The organism is Bacillus sp. 05T22, from assembly GCF_056396765.1.
Genome location: NZ_JBFTMC010000173.1, coordinates 1 through 5,901, shown reverse-complemented (window position 1 = coordinate 5,901; position 5,901 = coordinate 1). Strand labels below are relative to the sequence as shown.

The 5,901-nt window shown below is 33.4% G+C and carries 6 protein-coding genes; 5 read left to right on the top strand and 1 reads right to left on the bottom strand.

Features of this window, described 5'->3' with window-relative positions:
• The 3 genes from AC1DIT_RS26835 to AC1DIT_RS26825 all read left to right on the top strand — a co-directional run.
• Positions 1-925 (top strand): transglutaminase domain-containing protein (locus AC1DIT_RS26835; protein ID WP_476998542.1); only part of this gene is annotated, 925 nt, incomplete at its 5' end.
• A 315-nt stretch (positions 926-1,240) separates the two neighbouring features.
• Entirely contained in the window at positions 1,241-1,438 is a 198-nt protein-coding gene (locus tag AC1DIT_RS26830; protein ID WP_077294406.1) for a DUF4083 domain-containing protein, read from the top strand.
• Between the two features lie 40 nt (positions 1,439-1,478).
• Positions 1,479-1,940: an NUDIX hydrolase gene (locus AC1DIT_RS26825; protein WP_016114553.1), complete on the top strand. Its 462-nt coding sequence runs from the start codon at positions 1,479-1,481 to the stop codon at positions 1,938-1,940.
• A 70-nt stretch (positions 1,941-2,010) separates the two neighbouring features.
• Here AC1DIT_RS26825 and nadE read toward each other — a convergent pair whose 3' ends face one another.
• Positions 2,011-2,829 (bottom strand): ammonia-dependent NAD(+) synthetase, encoded by an 819-nt coding sequence (gene nadE, locus AC1DIT_RS26820; RefSeq protein WP_016114554.1) that lies wholly within the window; start codon positions 2,827-2,829, stop codon positions 2,011-2,013.
• A 269-nt stretch (positions 2,830-3,098) separates the two neighbouring features.
• Between nadE and AC1DIT_RS26815 the strand changes: the two genes are divergently transcribed.
• Together AC1DIT_RS26815 and AC1DIT_RS26810 are read left to right on the top strand one after the other, a co-directional pair.
• On the top strand, positions 3,099-4,979 hold the full coding sequence (locus AC1DIT_RS26815) for an FtsX-like permease family protein (protein ID WP_476998541.1): 1,881 nt from the start codon (positions 3,099-3,101) through the stop codon (positions 4,977-4,979).
• Between the two features lie 265 nt (positions 4,980-5,244).
• On the top strand, positions 5,245-5,901 hold a 657-nt coding region (locus tag AC1DIT_RS26810; protein WP_476998540.1), incomplete at its 3' end, for an MMPL family transporter.

The following is a 5,901-nucleotide window of genomic DNA, read 5'->3' as shown; positions in this document are numbered from 1 at the left end:
GGATACGCTCTATAAAGAGTATACTAAGATAGTAGATGCAGATGAGTACTTAAAATACAATGTAGCAAGTACAAAATATTCAATTCATGGTATACCAGGAAATTATACTTTTACATTAAAAATTACATATCGTGAATCAAAAGAACAAACGCAACATGTAAAGGCGCAAGCAAAATCAATTATAAGTTCTATTTTGAAGGTTGGCATGGATGAGCATGAAAAAGTGAAAGCAATTCATGATTATGTTGTGAAACATGTTTCATACGATACTTCCTATAAAGCTTATACGGCGTATGAAGCGTTGGTGAATCGTTCAGCGGTTTGTCAAGGATATACATTATTAACCTATCAATTATTAAAAGAAGCAGGTATTCAATCCCATATCGTAACTGGGATGGGGGATGGGCAAGCGCATGCCTGGAATCTAGTGAATATCGATGGGAAATGGTATCATCTCGATACTACGTTTGATGATCCGGTTCCAGATAAAGAGGGACGTGTAACCTATTCATATTTTAATATGTCTGATGAACAATTAAGTAAAGATCATAGCTGGGATCGGAGTAAATATCCGGCAGCAACAACAAATTATTATAATGAATTAACAAGTAAAATCAAAGTAGGAAGTCCAAAAACACTGGTATATCAGCAAATGTTAAAGGATACAAATCTTGTATATTTATCTGCTAAATATGGAGCGGATAACTACAATGAATTAAAGAAAAAATTACAGAAGCAATTTGCAGGACAACCTAAAAAAGTAGAAGTGCGCTATAAGCAGTCTATGGATGGAACGATGCAAGATGTTAAAAAAGTATTAAATGAAATTTCTTGGCCAAACGGAGTGAAACGAGTTTCTTATCAAGTAGCTCCATATAGTGCGCAAGCTGACTATTCATTGGCGACGATTACGTTTAAGTATTAATGAAAAGAGTATCTTCCGTAGATACTCTTTTTTCTTAGTTGTTAGTAGCAAGGGAAGCTAAAATAACTAAGTCATATAAAATGAAACTTTAATCAGTGGGGCTTTCTCCATTCCCCACTGATTATTAGCCCTCACCAATCTGGCTTTTACGGGCAGTTGCTCCTCTTTGCTTCTGCTGAATTTTGAGGTGGGGATCTTACTGCCCGCAAATAGCGGGATAAAACTATTATTTTTAGAATGGATAACACATGATTAAAACTCTATTTATTGTTAAGTTATGTTAAAATTATAAAAAATAGAAATGGGTTGAATGATGTGTCTTTATTTGAAAATGATATATTTGCAATGATTTACTTGTGCGTCATGATAGGCCTTATTGTGTTATTTGTCGTATCTTTCACTCTTTTCATTCGGAGATTACTAATAAATTCTTCTACAAAAAATGTTCATTCCGACCAGATAGAGAAAAAACTCGATAAAATTATTGAATTACTTGAAAAAGATAAAAAATAATTAAATAGAAATAGACGAACGGTGTATTGGGGGAGTTAAGATGGCTGATTACATTAGAAAGCTACGAACAAAAGTAGGGCATGAATGTGTGATATTAAATTTTTCTGGTGGCTGTGTTTTTAACGAAGCAGGTGAAGTACTTCTTCAAAAAAGGGGAGATAACGGAGGATGGGGATTTCCAGGAGGAGCAATGGAGATTGGAGAATCGGCTGAAGAAACTGCAATTCGAGAAATAAGGGAAGAGACTGGGTATATGGTGCAAGTAGATGAGTTTATAGGCGTATATACAAAATATTTTCATACATATCCGAATGGGGATCAAGTACAGACGATTGGATTGTTCTTTAAATGCTCTATAATTGGTGGAAGTAAAAAGATAGATGGGGAAGAAACTTTAGATTTACAGTTTTTCCCGTTAGATCAAATGCCTGTACTATTTAATGAACAGCATAAGGATTGTTTGCAAGATATTCTGAAAGGGAAAACAGCTGTATATCGTTAATAAAATAATATTTTAACAAAGTCTGCAAAAAAGAAGCCAATATAAATTGACTTCTTTTTTCTTTATATGTTTATTTCCACCAATCATCAAACATTGATGCCGGTGTTTGTCTTTTATGTTCACTTACTGTATAACGTTTTTCGATTTTTTCGGCAACGCCTTCAGGAACTGCTTTTCCTTCTAAGTAATCATCTAGTTGATCGTATGTAATGCCTAATTCTGTTTCGTCAGCTTGACCTGGCTTTTCGTCTAATAAATCAGCTGTTGGCATTTTTAAGTAAAGACGTTCTTCAGCACCTAATTCTTGTAATAAAGCTCTTCCTTGACGTTTTGTTAGGCCTGTAAGTGGTAGAAGGTCAGCACCGCCATCTCCAAATTTTGTGAAGAATCCTGTTACAGCCTCAGCAGCGTGATCTGTTCCGATAACAAGTAAACCTTGTTGTCCGCCAATTGCATATTGTGTGACCATACGAATGCGAGCTTTGACGTTTCCTTTATTGAAGTCTGTTAATGACTCTCCTAATAAGTCTTTATATTGGTTTGAAAATGCATCAACTGTTGTTGCAATATCGAAAGCAACAGATTGTTCAGGTTTAATAAATTGTAGTGCTAACTGTGCATCATCTTCATCTTTTTGTACGTGATATGGAAGACGTACAGCAATAAATGTTACGTTGCCTCCTTCATTGCGAACTTCTTCAACTGCAAGTTGTGCTAAGCGACCTGCTAGTGTAGAATCTTGCCCACCACTAATTCCAAGCACAAATCCTTTTGCACCTGTTTTTCTTAAATAGTCCTTTAAGAAATCAATTCGTTTACGAATTTCTGCTTTCGGATCAATTATAGGTTGAACATGCAGCGCTTCCATAATTTGTTCTTGTAATGTCATTATGTTTTCCTCCTATTCATATAGAACAAGCAATACGTTTATATGTACTGATTCATATATCTCCACCCTTATTATTTCGCAAAATTAGCGAATATACAATAGGTTGAACGTATGAATATGAATGTAGTTATTATAATGAAACTGTTTCGTTTAATCAATTTTTCTGTAACCTTTCAAAAATGTAAGGTTTTTGTCATTTGAATCGATGGAAGATATTTCTTCGCTTTATTATGATAGCGATATAGTTATTGAAAGAGCGGAGGTACAATATGAATATTAGAGAATTAGCGTTTCGTAATGTAACGCGAAATAGACGAACGTATTCAGCTTATTTTTTGAGTAGTACATTTGCAATTATGGCCTTTTTTGTTTACTCATTTTTTGCTTTTCATCCTGCATTAAGCGCAGGCCAATTAGGTCAATATGTATTTGTAAGTATGTCTGTTGCACAGGCCATTATTTATCTTTTTACGTTTTTCTTTATTTTGTATTCAATGGGAATGTTTTTAAAAACAAGAAAGCGTGAATTAGGGATTTTAATGATGCTAGGTATGACGAAATTTCAATTAAAGCGTCTTATCTTTTTTGAAAATGTTATGATCGGTATCGCTGCAATTATTACAGGTATCATTTGTGGCATGCTGTTTTCGGGTATATTGATTTTGGTAGCGCCATTATTATTAAAGTTAGATCTATCTTTATCATACTATGTACCAACAACAGCAATCGGTGTAACAAGCATTATGTTTTTCATATTATTTATTATCATTTCTTTCTTTAGTGCAGGGATGATTCGTAAAAATCAAATCATGAAATTGTTTAGAGGCTCAGTAAAAGCAAAGCCTGAACCAAAAGCTTCAATTATTTCTTCGTTCTTAGCTATAGTATTGCTTGGAGTGGGATATATAGGTGCTTTAACTTCGCATGGTGTAATGGTTTTTATTATGTTGATTCCCGTAACGACAGTTGTCATTATTGGTACATATTTACTGTATAAGCAGCTCAGTGTATTTATTATTCGAGCATGTAAAAAGAGTAAACGGTTGTATTGGACGAGAACGAATATTATTACTCTTTCAGATTTAGCGTATCGAATGAGGGATAATGCAAGGATGTTCTTTATTGTAACGATTATTTCGACCGTTGCTTTTTCAGCTATAGGTACGTTAGTTGGTTTTGCTTCCATGACAAAAGGAGTGATGGATCAACCGATTGCATTTCATTATCACTCTGCACAGGAGAATGGAAACGAATTACAGCATGTACAAGCCATTGGGCAAACATTGACGAAACATAAGATATCTGCTGAAAAAATAGATATTGTATCAAAGAAAACTGAAAATAAACCACTAAGAGATGCGACATTTGTAAGAGAATCTGATTATAAAAAGTATGCAAAGTTAACGGGGGAGCCAGTTGATTTATTAACTGAAAATGCAGTACTATTTCTATCGATAGAAATACCAGGTCCACCGAAAAAAGAGAGAACAACAATTGAATTACCGAATGATAACAAATCGTTGCAGGTAAAAAAAGTTAACACATCTTCTCTTGGTAAAGTACTTACTGGAAATATCTATGTAGTTTCAGAAACTCAATATAATCTACTACAAGATGGATTCAAAGAAGTAAAAGATTACATGTATAAAACAAAGGAAACAAAAAATGAAATTGAAGCTGGAAAAGAACTCACAAACCAAATAAAACCTTATCAAGAACATTCAAGGTTTAGTGCGGCAGAATATGATCAAAATCAGGCTTTACAATTTGCTGGACCTGTTTTATTTGTAGGATTCTTTATCGGAATTGTATTCTTTGTTTGTGCAGGTASCTTTCTATACTTCCGCCTATTCTCTGACTTAGAAGATGATTATCGTTTATTTGATTCTATTCGAAAAGTAGGATTAACAAGTGGTGAGTTAGCAAAAGTAGTAACCATTCGATTAGCGTTATTATTCTTTGTTCCGATTGGTGTTGCAACGTTACACGGTGCAGTTGCATTAACAACTTTGGGACAAATGTTTGAGTATTCGCTGTTAAAAGAGAATGCAATTGTATTAAGTATATTTGTAGGAATTCAAATTGTATATTTCATTTTGATACGATCTCGTTATTTAAAGCAATTGAAGGAAAGATTGCGGATGAGTTAACATATAGTAGTTCATAAAATTCCCCTAACACATGAGGTTAGGGGAGTTTTTATTATATAAATAAAAACTTGGATATTTTTAAGAGTTTACATGTAATTTTTTAATAATTGCATATACAAATAATGATTTGTAGTTTTTGTGAACAGTCTTGTTTTTCACATATATTTGTCCTACACTTTATTTGTTTGTAAGAAGGCAATATACATATAGTGTAAAGTTATTAATTAATTTTATTAAATGTTAATAATGTGTAAGGAGGGTTTGTATGTTGAAATGGTTACAGAGCACAACAGACTTTGCGAGTAGTAAAAAAGGTGCGAAAATCATTGTTGTATCTTGGATTATTATTATGCTTGTACTAACAGGAGTCTCCAAACCAGCAAAGAAATACGCAAATAATGTAAGTGGTGATGGCATTCCGGAAAGCGCAGCATCCTTGCAAGCTGAAAAACAAGTAGAAAAGTATTTTCCAAATGATGAAGGATTACCGGCTATTATTGTATTTGATCAAAAAGAGGAAATGAAGGAAGAACAGTTACATAGTATTCAAGGAATGGCTGAGAAACTAGAAGGTAAGAAAATCAAACATGTTGAGAAAATTGTTCCAATCAGTGAAATGCCAGTCCAAATGTTAAAGGGCTTTTTATCTGAAGATAAAACAAGTTTTATTTTACCTGTAACAATGACAAGTAATTTAGAAGTAGAAGAGATTCATAATACGGTAAAGCAAATGAAAAAGGAATTAAAACAGGAATTACCTTCTAATATGGAGGCAAAAATAACTGGTCCAGCAGGGATTGCTGCGGATACGTTAGAAATTTTTAAAAATGCTGATGTAGTACTTCTATTATCAACAATTGGGTTGATTTTTGTATTATTAATTATGATTTATCGTTCGCCACTATTAGCAGTTATTCCACTC